At 46.0% G+C, this 15,907-nt stretch carries 12 protein-coding genes; 4 read left to right on the forward strand and 8 right to left on the reverse strand.

All coding sequences use genetic code 11. From position 1 onward, the window contains the following. Positions 1 to 21: 21 nt before the first annotated feature. From H3H32_RS03255 to H3H32_RS03275, 5 genes are all read right to left on the reverse strand, one after another. The gene (locus H3H32_RS03255) at positions 22 to 732 is read right to left on the reverse strand and encodes an AraC family transcriptional regulator (RefSeq protein ID WP_240543643.1); all 711 of its coding nucleotides are present in this window, start codon (positions 730 to 732) and stop codon (positions 22 to 24) included. Between the two features lie 104 nt (positions 733 to 836). Beyond that, positions 837 to 2,984 carry a molybdopterin cofactor-binding domain-containing protein gene (locus H3H32_RS03260; RefSeq protein ID WP_182461245.1) on the reverse strand — a complete coding sequence of 716 codons (2,148 nt, stop codon included), beginning with the start codon at positions 2,982 to 2,984 and terminating at the stop codon, positions 837 to 839. 26 nt (positions 2,985 to 3,010) lie between these two features. Further along, positions 3,011 to 3,664: a hypothetical protein gene (locus tag H3H32_RS03265; protein ID WP_182461246.1), complete on the reverse strand. Its 654-nt coding sequence runs from the start codon at positions 3,662 to 3,664 to the stop codon at positions 3,011 to 3,013. A 100-nt stretch (positions 3,665 to 3,764) separates the two neighbouring features. Further along, positions 3,765 to 4,244, reverse strand: a complete 480-nt coding sequence (locus H3H32_RS03270) for a (2Fe-2S)-binding protein (protein ID WP_182461247.1) — start codon at positions 4,242 to 4,244, stop codon at positions 3,765 to 3,767. Between the two features lie 188 nt (positions 4,245 to 4,432). Further along, complete coding sequence (locus H3H32_RS03275) at positions 4,433 to 5,290, reverse strand: hypothetical protein (protein ID WP_182461248.1); 858 nt, start codon at positions 5,288 to 5,290, stop codon at positions 4,433 to 4,435. A 279-nt stretch (positions 5,291 to 5,569) separates the two neighbouring features. On the opposite strand from H3H32_RS03275, the gene H3H32_RS03280 reads away from it, so the two are divergent. The 4 genes from H3H32_RS03280 (at position 5,570) to H3H32_RS03295 (ending at position 11,004) form a co-directional block, all read left to right on the forward strand. Beyond that, positions 5,570 to 6,616 carry a sensor histidine kinase gene (locus H3H32_RS03280; protein WP_182461249.1) on the forward strand — a complete coding sequence of 349 codons (1,047 nt, stop codon included), beginning with the start codon at positions 5,570 to 5,572 and terminating at the stop codon, positions 6,614 to 6,616. Continuing rightward, on the forward strand, positions 6,616 to 7,329 hold the full coding sequence (locus tag H3H32_RS03285; protein WP_182461250.1) for a LytR/AlgR family response regulator transcription factor: 714 nt from the start codon (positions 6,616 to 6,618) through the stop codon (positions 7,327 to 7,329). Before H3H32_RS03280 ends, H3H32_RS03285 begins: the two co-directional genes overlap by 1 nt. A gap of 98 nt (positions 7,330 to 7,427) precedes the next feature. Then, on the forward strand, positions 7,428 to 8,633 hold the full coding sequence (locus H3H32_RS03290) for a PQQ-dependent sugar dehydrogenase (RefSeq protein ID WP_182461251.1): 1,206 nt from the start codon (positions 7,428 to 7,430) through the stop codon (positions 8,631 to 8,633). A gap of 370 nt (positions 8,634 to 9,003) precedes the next feature. Beyond that, the gene (locus H3H32_RS03295; RefSeq protein ID WP_240543644.1) at positions 9,004 to 11,004 is read left to right on the forward strand and encodes a PAS domain-containing sensor histidine kinase; all 2,001 of its coding nucleotides are present in this window, start codon (positions 9,004 to 9,006) and stop codon (positions 11,002 to 11,004) included. Positions 11,005 to 11,020: 16 nt separating this feature from the next. Here the strand turns inward: H3H32_RS03295 and H3H32_RS03300 are convergent, their stop codons facing one another. From H3H32_RS03300 to H3H32_RS03310, 3 genes are all read right to left on the reverse strand, one after another. Next, complete coding sequence (locus H3H32_RS03300; RefSeq protein ID WP_182461253.1) at positions 11,021 to 11,380, reverse strand: hypothetical protein; 360 nt, start codon at positions 11,378 to 11,380, stop codon at positions 11,021 to 11,023. A 145-nt stretch (positions 11,381 to 11,525) separates the two neighbouring features. Next, on the reverse strand, positions 11,526 to 12,260 hold the full coding sequence (locus H3H32_RS03305) for a GAF domain-containing protein (RefSeq protein ID WP_182461254.1): 735 nt from the start codon (positions 12,258 to 12,260) through the stop codon (positions 11,526 to 11,528). 286 nt (positions 12,261 to 12,546) lie between these two features. Next, positions 12,547 to 15,795 (reverse strand): cellulose binding domain-containing protein, encoded by a 3,249-nt coding sequence (locus H3H32_RS03310; protein ID WP_182461255.1) that lies wholly within the window; start codon positions 15,793 to 15,795, stop codon positions 12,547 to 12,549. Positions 15,796 to 15,907 lie beyond the last annotated feature (112 nt).

The raw sequence follows: 15,907 nt of genomic DNA on the forward strand, positions 1-15,907 counted from the left end.
CGATTTACGAATAGAATTATACTAGTTTTTTGTCATCCTGACGTCGGGATGACAAAAAAAACACTGATTGGCGAAATCGGAGGGCGAGCGAAAGTTGACCTGTTGATGATTGTCGTCGAGCGGAAATTGCCGTTCCAACAGTTCCAGAAACAGGGTCGAAATTCGCTGCGCTGCGTTGATCGGCTGCTTGTCGAATGTTGACGACGACTGCATTTTGAGGGCATAATGCAATAGCTCAAAAACCAGATTCCGAAGCACATCATACTTGTGGATGTAATCGGAGTTAATCTCCTCGAACATACGCTCGTAGATGCGCGCCACCTGGGGTACCTGTTCGTCGGTTAATTCAAAGAGGTGGTTACCATTGGGTTGGAAAACCTCATATTGGTTTAGATCGCCAAACTGAGCGAAAAAATGCTGATTAAAAATGCAGAAAAAACCACTGCGAATTTGGTCCAGATGTTCCCATCGATAGGGGATATGTGGATTGGAAAAAGACAGCGCCTGTTTTTGTACTTCGACCACTTTGTCGGCGTAATGAACCTGGCTGTTCCCGATCACCAGCATGATTTTGTAATAATCGCGCCGTTTATAGGGTACGGGTTTCGCTTTATCGCCTACAAGCGGCTCCAACCGAAACACATTGAAATGCCCAATTTCGTTGCGAATGGTATCGGGCATCCAATCGAATTTCCGGGTATATAACTCTTCTAAGGTTTCTGCTTTATCCATTTAGGTAAGTTACGGATTTGATAGAACGCTGATTTTTAGGATGATTATGAGTCATTAAGATCACTTTTAATCATAACCATCCTAAAAATCAGCGTTCTATTTTTTTAAACAGTTGCCAGATTGAACGGTAGCTTTCTAATTCGCTTGCCGGTCAAATCAAAGATAGCGTTTGTCAGGGCTGGGGCGAAGGCCGGTAAACCGGGTTCGCCGACGCCACCCGCATCGGCATCGTTCTCCATGATGTATATCTCAATTGGGGGGATATCTGTAATACGCGGCAACTGGTACGAATAGAAATTCTTGTCGACCGGTATACCATCCTGGAAGGTTACCTGGTGCATTGTGGCGGCACCAAGGCCCATCACAATAGCTCCTTCTACCTGCGCTTTGATGGTATCGGGATTAACGTACCAGCCACAATCCATAACAGCCCAGACGCGATCGATGGTTAGTTTGCCATCCGTATTGCGGGATACTTTGACCACCTGACCAACCGTGCTGCCAAAACATTCGGTAATGGCGGTACCGTATCCCTCATTTTTCTTCCGGTTTTTCCAGCCCGATACGTCGATCATCTTGTCAATTAATAGATGCAGCCGATCTTCCTTCAAATAGTCTTTCCGGAAAGCCAGCGGGTCTTTTCCTGCCTCGATGGCCAGCTCATCCAGAAAGCTTTCGTAGGCAAAGCCATTGGTCGATGCATAGACCGATCGCCACCACATGGTGGGAATGGGCGTTTCGAAGGGAATATCCTGAATGCTCAGGTTTTTAATACTATCAAAATACGGTTTAAGAAAGCCTTCCGAAGCACTGCCGTTTGGCTTGTCTTTGGGGGCTCCACGCCAATGATTATTGTTTTGGCCAGCCAGTTTTACCTTGAATGCACTGATTTCGCCATTAGTAACGACGCCCTCGCAACGATAGGATATACCCGGCCGATACGGTCCCTGCGTAGCATCGTCTTCCCGAGTCCACACCACCTGAATAGGAGCACCAACTGCCTTTGAAATCACCGATGCTTCGTGGGGATAATCCATGAAGGCCTTCCGGCCAAAGCCACCGCCCAGAAACGTCATGTTTACGATCACGTTTTCGCGGGGAATGTTCATTTCCTTACTGATGTAATCCTGTATCCATTCCGGTGCCTGAATCGGTCCCCAGATTTCGAGCTTACCTTCCTGATAATGAGCTATGCAGTTCAGTGGCTCCATGCAACTGTGGTACTGATAGGGAGTCTCATAAACCACATCGATTTTCTTCGGTGCCTGAGCAATAATGCCCGCAGCATCTCCCTGTTGTTTAAACGGAAGTCCTTCCTGAGTTTGGAGCGCTTCGGCTTGTCGCTTGTAGATATCCGCCGTGCTCAGGTGTTCAAAACCGCTATCGTCCCACTCCACGGTCAGTACTTTTTTAGCCTGCATGGCTGCCCATATCGAATCGGCCACAACGGCAACGCCTTCCCGATAGGTACTAAAAACACCCATTCGAGTCTTGACAACGTGCTTGACGCCGGGGATTTTACGGGCTGCGGTATCATCAAAACTTTTGACCTTTCCCCGCAGGCGTGGGTTACGCACTACCATCGCATACAGCATACCCGGAATCTCTTTATCCAGACCGAAGGTAGCTGTACCATTGGTTTTTAGGCGGGTATCCTGACGAGGTAGTGGCTTGCCAATGAGCTTATAGTCCGACCGTTTCTTGAGGATAATATTCTTGGGCGTTTCCAGTTTATTGGCATCAAGAACAAGCTCCCCGTAGTGAAACTGCCTGTTCGTTGGTCGGTGAAATACATGACCAGCCTGCGCATAGCAATCTGATTTGGGTACGTTCCATTTATTGGCTGCGGCCTGAATCAGCATTTCGCGGGCGGTAGCGCCCAGATTCAGTAGATTCTTGTACGAACCACGAACCGTTGAACTGCCTCCTGTGATCTGGCTCCCGTATTTCTTATTATCGCCTTTGGCAAAAACGATGTTTACCTCGTCCAGATTTACTTCCAGTTCTTCGGCAACCATCTGAGGTATAGCCTGATAAACACCCTGGCCCATTTCGGCCCGATGGCTGAAAATGGTGACCTTGCCCGATGTATCGATGTGTACCCAGGCATTCATCTCAACACCAAAACTATCGGCCTCGGCGGCCTTGATAATTTCGGCTTCTTCGGCGTTGGTTGGGATATAAATGCCCAACGAAAGAACCGCTCCGGTCAGGCCAACGGTTTTTAGGAAATTCCTTCTGGATACTGTCATGGTGTTCCTGGTTGACGATGAAGATCTTATGGTTTGGGAGCATAGGCCCCTTTTTTAATCCAGGTGGTCCAGGCTTTCGTAAATTCAGCGTGGCTCAAGGGGGGCAATGTACGGCCTTCGCCGGGATTCCAGCCGCCCAGTACTAACCCATCGTGGGCATGTTCGAGCAATTGTTCCTTCGTTTTATTGCCATTCTGTTTCGGATCGATCAGTTGTTTGGCTAACTGATGGGGTGTTCGCCCCTGAAAAACCATTTTCATAGTGGCTGGCGGTAGATGCCAATTCGGATTGCCCGGTGGCGTATGGACGCCCGGCGTATTGGTGGGCTGATGGCAGTTGGCGCATTTCATGGCATAGAGCCCTTTTCCTTCAACTCCCCGTTTGGGTCCCATCGTATGCAAATGGCTATCATCTCCCTGTAAGGGCACATCGCCCGATGGGTGGCAGTTCATGCAGCGAGGACTCATCAGTACTTTATATACACTCGCAAAGGCTTTTACGGATTCCACACTATCCCGATTGATGGGGGCTGCGTTTGTTTTTGCCCTCTTTTCTATTCTCTTGTGTGTTGTTCCAAAAGTCGACGCCATAATGGCCGTTATGGTCAGCATAATTCCTGCTGCTACAATCGTTCGGATTGGTCGGAAAGAGTAGGATTGAGATTCAGTAGGTTGTTTCATAGCGATAATTGGAGGGGTAACGGATAATGAATAATGAGTAATGGATAATGGGGAGAGTAGTAGCATTATCCATTATCCATTGGTCATTATCCATTATTCATTACTCATTTTTGCCAACCTTCTGCTCCATACCGGCGGCTAGATGGATGGCTTTACGGATGCGCAGATAGGTACCACAACGGCAAATATTACCGGCCATGGCATTGTCAATGTCCTGATCGGTTGGGCTTGGATTTTCTCGTAACAACACGACTGCCGACATGATCTGACCGGAATGGCAATAGCCGCACTGCGGTACGTCGATCTCCTGCCAGGCTAGTTGCACAGGGTGATTATTGTTTTCCGACAAGCCTTCGATGGTAACTACTTTTTGCCCGGCAGCACGGCTAACGCGAGTAACGCACGAGCGGACAGCTTCGCCGTTTAAATGGACTGTGCAGGCTCCACACTGAGCCACGCCACAACCATATTTGGTACCTTTCAGACCAACAACATCCCGGATGGCCCACAGAAGCGGCATCTGCGGATCAACATCGATCGACTGATCTTTTCCATTGATGTTAAATTTGATCGTTGCCATAGTGGTATTGGTTTAATGCTCTACTATATAACTGCCTAAATTTCTGTTTGTTGCGAGGGGTAGGTAGCCCTGGAATATGTGACGTCTAAACTAGAGTAAGGCATTTTACTATCCTTATTGTATTCAAACGAAGAATTACGAAAATCAAATAATTGCTTTGGTCTGAGTCGGGTCTAAGCGTATGCCAGTTATAAATCAATCGAGACGGGCATTAACAACCGTTCGTTATCGGCTCGATTGGGCTCAACAACAGGCTGGGGTTTGAGTGCTGACGGCGATTGAAGGCTATAAGCCATTCTGTTTGTCTGTCGTTTCAGTTTATAAACAAAGGGTTTATTATCGATCTGGACGACGACTTGGTAGGCATCATTCGGCAGCGATGACAGGTCTAATCGGCGTCGATACCGATCATGGTTGGTGAACTCTTCATAGAGCGATTGCCCACCCTGATCAATCACCTTAACCATATATCGGTACCGATCGGGATTGTCGACAATAAGGTAAAGCTTACCCGTTTGATTGATGTACGCATGAACCAGATACGAATTGACCGTTGAGTTTGCGTACGAACTCGTGCTTGCTTTGACGGATACTCTGGGTTGTTCGGGTTCTGTTGGCGTTGGCGGAAGTGCCTCGGTTTTAATGCGATCCGTCAGCAGTTGATTGGCGACTAATTTTGCTAACAATTGATCGAACTGCTTTTGATTTCTTCGACTGAGTTTGACCCATTTTTCCGGCATAATTTCTTCGTAGAGAAGATGGTGATCAGGGCCAAAAAACTGAACCATCGTGCTACGGGTACTTGCCTGGGTTGTAAGTTGCCAATACCCTCGACTTGAATCGATTTCGACATCATTTTGTTGAACTACTGGCTCAAACTGGGCTTGCCCCGCATGCGCATACAAGAGCAGGGCAACAGCGTAGACCCATGCAAACGTCTTTCGCCGGGTTACGGTAATAAAGTGAGTGGTTGAATTCACCGGTGATCCGGTTAAGAAGGACCGAAGCAAATAGGCCAGTAGGGCAATGAGTCGACGAAGTAGCATAGTCGATGTCAGGTTTATGATGGTGAGACAATTCAGGTTGTATTTTGTTGAGCAAATGAATACACTGTTTCAGTAGCTCAATTTTTTTTTAGACTAACGACAGCTTCGCTCCTCCACATAACTGTTTATGGGGAATCAGCGCAGTTGGTCGAGAAAATAGGTCGTTTGTCGAATCCTGACTACGTTACGGAGCCTGCACGCGTTGTTGGACGAATAGACCATATTTTGAGCCAAAGAAGGTGTAGCTTTGACTTCTTTTGTGGGGGAAATCACGCACAAATGGTTCGTTTCAGTATGCTTAAACCGTATCGGGAAGTTGGGGCTCAAGCTATTTTCTGGCTGGGATACTTCCTGTTTGAGTGGCTCAATACAGGGGCTTATATGGATAATTACCAGAAAAGTCTTTGTCAGATTACCCTTAGTTTACCCCTGTTGGTGGTGGCTGGTTATTGGCATCTGCTGTTTACGGTTCGCCATTTTCTGCTCTCGGGTCGTATGACGGGGTTCTGGATCAGCTTAGGAGGTGGTTTACTGGTTTTCGGCTTGCTCCGACGGGCCATCAACTATACGTGGTTATATCCGGTCTATTATCCAGATGGCTTGCTTAAGCCCTATTGGTATTGGCCTAAAATCATGGCCGAATCCATGCAGTTGCACTTAGTGGTTGCCTTGTTTGTAGCGGTTAATCTGGTTCGGCATGCCTTGCACCAGCAACAATTGAGCGAGACCTATCGCCGGGAAAAACTCGCAGCCGAATACCGATTGTTACAATCTCAGGTACAGCCCCATTTTCTGTTCAATACGCTTAATAATCTCATTTCGGTCTCTCTGCATCAGCCAGCCCAGATGCCCCATTTGCTTCAACGACTGGCGGGCCTGCTGAGTTATCAACTCCACGAAAGCCATCGCTCAACGGTATCTTTGGCCAAAGAAGTGGCGTATTTGACGGATTATATTTCGCTTGAAAAAATCCGGTATGCGGATCGACTGGATGTGATGACGAATTTTGACGAGTTGTCAAATTTGACCAACTTGATGATTCCGCCGATGCTCTTACTGCCTTTTGTGGAGAACGCTTTCAAGCACGGAGCCGCTCAAACGGAGGGCGCCTGCTGGATTCAGCTCCACTTGTACCGGAGTGGCAATCGGCTGGTTTTTTCGGCGGAGAACTCCATCCCGGAAGGGGTTTCGTATCCATCGACAACAGGGTTAGGGTTAACAAACCTGAAAAAGCGACTGGATATTCTGTTTCCGGGCAATTACGAATTAGTTACGTTGCCGGAAGATAGTCAGTTTCTGGCAGTCCTAAAATTTACGATAAACTGATGGCGATTCGTTGTTTTGTGCTGGATGATGAGCCACTCGCCACCGATTTGTTGAAAGACTACATCGGTCGATTGCCCGATCTGGATCTGGTGGGCGTATCCAATAGCCCAACGCAGGCATTGCGGATGTTGCAACAAACACCGGTCGATGTTCTGTTTCTGGACATTCAGATGCCTCGGTTAACTGGCTTCGATTTACTGCGTCCGTTAGGTTACCGGCCTAAAGTGATTTTTACAACGGCCTTTCGGGAATACGCGCTGGATAGTTACGAATTTGATGTGCTGGATTTTTTAGTAAAACCCATTTCATTTGAGCGATTCCTCCAGTCTGTTGGTAAAATTTACCGTTTTTTGCCCGCCATATCGCCCATTCCAGACACGCCAGAGCCTGCAAAAGTGGGGAAAGAGTACCAATATTTCAAGGTCAATAAAGAGATGGTCAAACTCTTTCTGGAGGATATTTTATGGATTGAAGGCCTGAAAGATTATGTCCGAATTCACACCGTATCAGGCACGTTGGTGTCGTACCTGCGAATTAGCTATCTGGAGGAAAAACTACCTCCCGACCGATTTGCGCGTATTCATAAATCGTTCATTGTGGCACTGGATCATATTCAGGCGGTCAGCGCGACTTACATCCGAATCAGTAACGAGGAGATTCCGATTGGCCGGATTTATAAGGCAAAACTGGAGGAAGTTCTTCAGCGAGAGTAAGCAAGGTTGGCTTTTTAGCCAGAACCCCGTTAAGTTTGTTAATCATCTATGTAGTAACCCCAAATTCACGTTAAAACCAGTTTTATAAAGCAACCAAAATGAGAAACTGCATTCTGTTCACCATAGCTGCTACGTCGTTAGCATTTGCAGCCTGTGGTCAAAATACAGCAAGCACGCTGCCTCCGGTAGAGACTAAAGAGGCTAATTCGGATTATAAGCCCGCTTTTGCGGGCCAAACCCGAATTGCTGGCGTAAAATCAGCGACCAACTACGAAGGCAAGGTATTAACCGAAGCGCTGAAGAGTCCCTGGGGTATTACAACCCTACCCGACGGCCGACTGCTTGTTACCGAAAAAGAAGGCGTGATGCGCATCGTTACAACCGAGGGTAAGGTTGGCGAGGCCATCACAGGTATTCCTAAAGTAAATCCATCGGGGCAGGGTGGACTTCTGGGCGTTCGGGTCGATCCTGATTTTGCGACCAACCGAATGGTTTACTGGGTGTTTTCGGAACCACTTGCTGATGGCAACCTGACAGCCGTTGCTAAAGGTAAATTGTCGGCCGATGAGAAGAAGATTGAAGGGGCGAAGGTTATTTACCAGGCCACACCGGCTTACAAAGGAAATCTGCACTATGGCGGTCGGATTCTTATTGATAAAACCGGGAACCTGATCATCAGTACGGGCGAACGGTCTGATCTGGTTACCCGGCCACAAGCTCAATCGCTAAATTCGGGTCTGGGGAAAGTAATTCGGATTACGAAAGAGGGCAAACCGGCTCCCGGCAACCCATTTGAAGGTCAGGCAGGTGTCAGACCCGAACTGTATTCATATGGACACCGGAACGTACAGAGCCTTGCTTTTGATCCAGTAACTGGTGAGCTGTGGGAAGGTGAATTTGGCCCACGTGGCGGGGACGAACTGAACCACATCAAACCCGGAAAGAACTACGGTTGGCCTACGATTACGTATGGTATTGAATACAGTGGCAAAAAAATCGGCGATGTCATTCAGCAAAAAGAAGGAATGGAGCAGCCGGTTTATTACTGGGACCCCGTTGTGTCGCCAAGCGGTATGACATTCTACAGCAGCGATCATATTCCTGAGTGGAAGAATAACTTATTCATTAGCACACTCAGCGGTATGCACGTATTGCGGCTAATCATTAAAAACGACAAGGTTGTAGGTGAAGAAAGACTATTGTCCGACCAGTTCCAACGTTTTCGAGACATAACCCAAGGCAAGGACGGCGCTTTGTATACCGTTACCGATCAGGGCCGGTTATATCGCATCGATAAAAAGTAATGTTTAGTCATTACAGAAAGTAATAAATGCCTGAGTGCTTGTTGACTTTTTTCTAATACAGAAGCCTTGAGAACATATTGTTTTCGAGGCTTTTGTATTAGACAGGTTTATTCCCGGAATGGTTTTATTGTCTTGAATCGATTTGTATGTTGAGAGAGGTAGTCGGTCTGATTAGTATCGAGTTATTTTTAGCTAAAACCACTTGGCGTAGATTAACGTTAGTACTTTACATTTTTAAAAAACCTTCATCAGTATCGTAAATGGGTTATTTACGACTTAAACGGCTTAATTAGTTAATAGCCATTAACCAATAGATTCTTTTTACGTACGGTATACATTTGATTCAGCTATGACCGGTGATCAACGGCCTTTGGATTCATCTCGAAAACTAACTCAACGACTAGATATTGACTTTGCCCTTCAGGCTGCTGGATTGGGTGTTTGGGAACTGGACCTCGTTACCAATCAAGTTCTTTGGGACGACCGTTGCCAGGAGTTGTTTGGACTGGCCAGGCATAACTCCCTGTCCTATGAGCAGGCTATTCAATACATTCACGCCGACGATGCAAATCGGGTTAATAGCGCTGCTCAGTGGGCAATAAATCCTCAGTCGAATGGCTTGTTTGATGAAACCTTTCGGACCGTTGGAGCCGATGATGGTAAGTTGCGGTGGGTGCGTTTTTATGGAAGAAGCTACTTCTCTGAGGCTGGTGAGATTTATCGTTTTGCAGGCGTGGGTCAGGAAGTAACTCCGCAGATAGAAGCTCAGCAACGAGAGGTCACTATCCGACTGGATTCACAACGGCAGCAGCGGATCTATGAAGCCATTGCAAGCAGTACCCCCGATTTAATGTATGTACTTGATCTGAATTATCGGTTCATGTATGCCAATCGGGCACTGCTGGATATGTGGGGCAGTAGTTGGGAAAAATCGATCGGGAAAAATCTGTTAGAAAACGGCTATGAGCCCTGGCATGCCGAGATGCACGAACGGGAGGTCGATCAGGTAGTGGCGACCAAGCAACCGATTCGGGGGGAGGTGTCGTTTCCCCATGCCACGCTCGGCAAGCGAATTTATGACTACGTGTTTGCGCCTGTTCTTAATGAAAAAGGGGAGGTGGAGGCTATAGCAGGTACAACTCGTGATATTACAGATATCAAACAGGTCGAAGCAGCCTTGCGGACTAGTGAAGAACGATTCCGATCATTTGTGACAGCTAGTTCAGACGTGGTTTACACCATGAGTGCCGACTGGCGACAAATGAATCAAATGGACGGGAAAATGTTTTTGGCCAATACCCAGGAGCCTAGTCGTGACTGGCTGCTAAAATATATTCCGACTGACGATCAGACGCAGGTAGAAACGGCCATCGAAGAAGCTATCGCGGCTAAAAAGGTGTTCCAGTTGGAGCACCGTGTTGTTCAGGCCGATGGAACCATTGGCTGGACATTCTCGCGAGCTGTGCCCATTCTGGATGAACAGGGGCAAATTTTGGAGTGGTTTGGTACTGCCAGCGACGTGACTGAACAAAAGAGGGCCGAAGAAGCGCTTCGCCAGAGTGAAGAACGCTACCGCTATCTGTCGGCCGAGCTAGAAGAACGAGTAAAGGCCCGTACCCAGGCTTTAAGTCAGGCCAATGCTGATCTGAAACGGTCGAATGATAATCTGCAGCAGTTTGCTTATGTAGCTAGTCACGACTTACAGGAGCCATTGCGCAAAATTCAATCGTTTAGTACGCTACTTACGCAACAACTGGATAACCAACTGAACGAAGCGGCTAAAGATCACTTGCAGCGTATTACAGCTGCTGGTGCCCGGATGTCGAATCTGATCAAAGATTTGTTGGCCTATTCACGCATCTCAACCCGCCAACAGGTTTTCGGTCCGGTTTCCTTAGGGACCATCGTAGCAGATGTACTCACGATGCTCGAATGGGATATTAGTCAGTCGGGGGCAAAGATTAGCGTTGAGCCACTACCCGTGATTAAAGGCGACGAGTCGCAATTAGGCCAGTTGTTTCAGAACTTACTGACGAATGCCATCAAGTTTGTGGTCCCCGGTCAATCTCCCCAAATCCGAATTGAGTATGTCCAGCGGTCGTTGAGTGAATTGCCGCCTGGCGTAAAGCCAAGTGTAGAGGCCCGGATTTATCACCAAATCACTGTAGAGGATAATGGGATTGGATTTGATGAAAAGTATGCAGACCGTATCTTTCAAGTGTTCCAGCGACTTCATGGCAAACATGAATATGCCGGAACCGGCGTTGGACTAGCAATTTGTCAGCGAGTAGTGGAGAATCACGGCGGAGCCATCACGGCCAGTAGCCAGCCAGGCCAGGGGGCTAGATTTCAGGTCTATCTTCCGGCTTAAGAAGAGGTGATTTAGTTTATACCTTTTCGGCCACAGGGCCAATATGCATTTTTTTGGCAATTACCCAGCCTTCTAAGCCAATAGAAGCTTTTATGACAAAAAGTACATAATGGCCTTCATTAACTAGTTGAACATATTGATCAGGTATATCCTGATCATCTATAATGGCTTTCGTTAACGAGTGTTTGTCGAAGGGCGCAATGGAAAACAGTACATTTTGTACGCCAAACGAGCATAACTCCCACCATTCAACGCTTTGAAAAATAACCTGACATTTTTCCCCTGACGGAAGCACGGTCTTTAGTACGAGTTCTTTGTTGTCCTCGTCGTGTTCGATACCCATTACTTCGGCGTCGTGTAAATTAACATCTGTCATGGGCTATTTATTTGGTTAGATTGAGAACGCTTTTTAAGCTACGAACAATAACGCAAGTTACAAGATTTAATCGTTGATTATGAGATAATTAAACGTTGATTTATGGCAAACCTTACTAATCAGTCATAGGCAGGAGCTAGTCAACTTAGTCAAAGTGTTGCATTCGACTTAATCCATCTTCAATAGCACGAGTGTTCCTGATGGCTTCCTGCAACAATGGGCTAAGGTTCATGCCATCAGGTTTGACATATTCACCGATAACCTGCAAAATCGTGCCGTGAAGCTGGATAATTTGAGGTTTTACCTCATTTCGAGCAATACTCGCCATTTGCTCTAACTCGGCATTTCGCTCCTCAAGCAATCGTTTTAAGGTTTCTAACGCCTTGTTTTTCTTTCGGAGTTCCAGCATGTTCACAACTTGCTTGGCCAATGTCTTTAGCGCTGATAACTGACTTTCGCTTAGTTGATTGGGCGTGTTATCAATGACGCATAAAGAACCCAACGGATAGCCCTCCTGATTTACCAGGGGTACACCTGCATAAAAAATCACGTGCGGATCACCAGTAACCAATGGATTACCAATAAAGCGCTCATCTTCCCGCGAATCAGGAACAATTAGTGGTTCGTTAGGATTAAGAATGCCATGTGCGCAAAAAGCGTAGTCACGCGGGGTCTCCCGTACATCAAGGCCATGATTGGATTTGAACCACTGCCGTTTATCATCAATCAGGCTGATCAGGGCAATCGGAGTCTGGCAAATTTCAGAAGCAAGCCGGGTTAAATCGTCATAGTCTTGTTCTGGTAGCGAGTCAAGTATATCGTAACTTCTTAACGAATCAAGGCGGTTATTTTCCTCCGGGTGAGGCTGGGCAACTTTCATGTAATAGAGTAGATTTCTCCATAAATCTACGCAGTATTTAGGTAATTTAAGAAAATAGGCCCGGTTGGTGCAGCCCTTTTCTGATTGTAAGGGCTTCGTAGCACTTGACCTCGTTAGTAGGTTAAAGAGCCTTTTCCAGAACTTCCGTAAGTGTAATAATTAAATAGTATTAGCCTATAATTTTGGCAGTAATAGTTAGGTATTTATGTGGATTTTAATGATCCGTGATTACTGTACTATCATAGCATATAGGTTCGTGAAATTTGAAGATCATAGTGATTTATTGTTACTCGGCCTTGATCATTTTAATAGTTTGGGACTGTCCGGCACTACTTACCTTTAACAATAGTAAGCCGCGACTGCTACCCAATGGAATACTTAGTTGTTCCAACGAACTCGCTTGAGCAAGAGTTTGCTGATGCCAACGACGACCCTGTAGATCCATTACTTCCACCAATACCCCTTGACCACTAACTCCACTTATCTCAACCTGAGCCGCAGGGCCTACTATCGGGTTGCCTAATACGCGAACCTGAAGTTTCGAATCTGGCTCTTCAATTGCTCCTACCCGACCTGAGGCTCCCGTGGGGGGAGTACCATAGATCAAGACACCCTTTAAGTAAACGCAGATACGTGGATTAAGGACTGTAGCGCCATAGTTGCTCATGTAAGAATAATCATTAGTCTGATCTAACAAGCCATAGTCTGAGCGTACCAAACGGAAATCAATTGCTCCTAAACTAGTCATGGCAGCTAACGTTCCAGTGCCCAATATCTTTAGCTCTACATAACTATCGGCCCCTGTTACCGAGCTGATTTGAACTACTTTAGTCTGAACGTTAGAGCTCCCCATGGCTGCATAGTCTACATAGAGTTTAGCTAATTGGCCATTGTCGGAGGTGAACCAGTAACGAGCACTCAGATCCTGTTTGTTAATGGGTGTATTGCTATCATTACGCAATTCGAGCCGGGTGGTAACCTGTGAGGCCTTTGGCGAATCTTTGGTCGCTGAATAGGCCCTCACGCTAGGCTGTGGATCGGTTACTGGAGGTTGGGGATCTACCGTAGTCGCGATCCGACGAAAAGATGCGTCAGGTATTAGCTGTTTGTTAATGTTCGGACCACTATAGCTAACCGTCAGTACTTGGCTACCAGTACCCTGAAAGTAAACGACCGTTAATGAGTGTACTCCAGCCTTTAAACCGATGGTACCCGAACGTTCCTGTTCACCGTGCACGCCGTCATTGTTGACTACCTCTGTAGTGCCAATCAGGAGCTTGCTTCCATCATCTGAGCTTGTGTAAAAGGTGTAGACTCCATCGGTTGGTACGCTGATGAAGCCGGTAAAGCGTAGCCCGTAGTTCTGGTCACGATTACGAACAGATAGGCCAACAGTATTTGTGGTTCCTGATTTAACTGGCGTTAGTGTTGTGAAATCAGGTAGGCTGCTCCATGAATTTTCATAATAGCGATAATCTAGTCCAGTAACCGCATTAGCTGGATTTTCGGGCGTGCGTAGCGTTACAACTGGGGTGGTATCTTTGAATAAAAGCAATGATGAAAAACCCGGAACCGTTACCTGACCGCTGTAACCGGTATTTCGCGCATTTTTATAATTGCCATCCAGCGTAACCTGATTGGCATTAGCCGTTGGGTTAGTTAGAAGTTTGATATACTCATCGGGATTGCCCGATGAGTAGGTAATAGGACTATTGGTTGATGATGCATCTTTGCCGTATTGACTTTTCCACTGAGCAAGTGAGAGTGCTGTGCCAGATGTGTTATTGTACACAGCCAGAATCTTAAGATTATCATCAAATGGACGTGCATATACATTGTTATCAAACTGCCCATAACTGCCTAAGTCGTTCTGGCTCGACTCATATTTAGCATTATACTGATCTGCTGAGCGACTTACAAAAATATTATTTAGAATAGAGTTGGAGCGAGGCTGGCAACTATTGGCGCTTTTTATGGATATCTGGGCTTCGCTATTATTATAAGAGGTATTTCCCGTTACCGAAACGGAAGACGATCCGTGCAGATATATTCCAGAACCCTTACAGTTATAAACTGTGTTATCCTTCACCTCAATGTTAGCGGTGCAATCATCGAGATAAATGCCATGAGCACCGGCTGATGTACCACTTGGAGATCCTTCAGGAGCACCAATCCCATTATAGACGGTGTTCGAAATCAGATGAATATCATTTAATGCCTGTTGATTACCATTCCAGATATATAAACCACCACCGTCACTTTTAGTCAAACAAAAATTGCTAATTTGATTACGTTGAACGGTTGTACTAGTCGAAAAATTAACGGCGTGGTAACCAATATTATCAAATATATTGTTCTCAATCAGTGTATTCGATGTGGAATTGGATTGAAACCCGACGTAATTGCCATCGCCACTTTTACCACGACCCGGCAGAAGCGCAATATTGCGAACGATATTGCCTCTAAACGTAACATTCTGATAGGTTGCTATTGCAACTCCATTGTTATTTACATTTTCAATCAAATTGCCTTCCAATAGAATCTGCTGGCCACTGCCCTGAATAGAGACGCCATCTTCGCCCGCCTGCGTAATATCATTACTGGTAATAGTAATGTTTGAACTATTGGTAACCAAAACGCCAGTATTCAGGGCCTGTGAAATCTGTAGATTACGGATAGTTATATAAGACGCGTTTGCTAGATTTATAGCCTGAGCATACCCGGTTGCTGCAATGGACTGATTGTTAGGATTATCCTGGCTATAATATAATTGAATTGCTTTCGTAGCCGGGTTATAGTACCACTCCCCATTTTGGTCAAGAGCGCTGGGATGATTCTGAATAAAGTAACCCCAGTTATTTGTGATATCGTAGTTACCAGCACTTTCTAGATTCAGGGTATTTCCACTCTGACTCGTGATTTTAGCCCTGTTCAATATCCATTGGGTCGGCCGATATACAACTTCTCCCCCTGTCCAGTTGGTTGATAGCGCTTGTTGACTGGTAAGCTGCGTTTTGCCCGAATGCGATTGGACCGTGAGGTACCCTTTGTTACTAGCATCCAGGTTAGGATATCGGCCTAAAGGTAGGGCTGTATTATCGCGGTATAGACCTGTAACTTGGCTGCCACAACTAGAACAAGTAGCCTGCCAAATATTGTTACCAATATTACTCCAGCTCGTAACAGCTACTGCGCCAGAAAGAATAGGCTTATTGCCAGATCCGTAGGCATCAATAACAATAGGGCTATCAGATGTGCCAGACTCAGTAAGTTGCAAAGTACCCCGAAACGTATCGCCCCGGCGGAATAAAACCACATCACCAGCTTGCAGTACTAAATTATTAATTTTTGTCAGGCTCTGAAACGGACTTGATGTTGATCGACCGTTATTTGAGTCATTGCCATTGCTAGCCACATAGTAAGTCGTTTGTGCCCAAGCAGATTGCGTGACCAGATTGATCAAAAAGAATATGGCAGCATTCTTTAAGTTCTGCCGACAATATTTAGATTTTATAAATATATACAATTTATTCATAGTAAAATACAAGTGTTTGATTGCAGAAAAGAGTAACTTATAATTGGCTTCTAAATTAGATAATTTTAAACAGTAGTTGCTGCTGGAAAATAGAAATTTTGTGGAGTTTAAT

The sequence above is a fragment of the Spirosoma foliorum genome (assembly GCF_014117325.1).
Lineage (GTDB): Bacteria > Bacteroidota > Bacteroidia > Cytophagales > Spirosomataceae > Spirosoma > Spirosoma foliorum.